Annotated in this window: 1 protein-coding gene; it reads right to left on the bottom strand. The window is 71.1% G+C overall.

Annotated features, from left to right (window positions below):
• Positions 1-48: 48 nt before the first annotated feature.
• The coding region (locus V5O49_RS00135) for a hypothetical protein (protein ID WP_332900452.1) at positions 49-304 on the bottom strand (256 nt) is incomplete at its 5' end.

Below are 304 nucleotides of genomic sequence, written 5' to 3'. Positions count from 1 at the left end.
CGCCCTTCGTTCGTCGTGGGCATGAAACCTGGTGGGCGTTTCGTCCTTTCACCTGCAGATATCATGCCCACTGCTGTCGCAGATCGGGCGTGCGTCCTGCAGGGCCCGCGTGTCGGAGGCGGGGCGGATCTCCGCGGGCTTCCCGGTCGACGTGGACGAGCCGTGCCCGCCCATGCAGCGCCAGCTCGCCGCGCTGGACAGGCTGAGCCGGTGGACGACGCCGAGCGGGTCGTCCGTGTTCGCGAGCCCGCCGGGGTGCGAGCCGGGCGGGTTCGTCGGCGACACCCTGCTCTCGTAGCCGTTG

Origin of the sequence: Isoptericola haloaureus, from assembly GCF_036689775.1 — a bacterium.
Taxonomy (GTDB): Bacteria; Actinomycetota; Actinomycetes; order Actinomycetales; family Cellulomonadaceae; genus Isoptericola; species Isoptericola haloaureus.
Note: the sequence above shows the minus strand (reverse complement) of the source record. Positions and strands in the feature narration are given on the sequence as shown.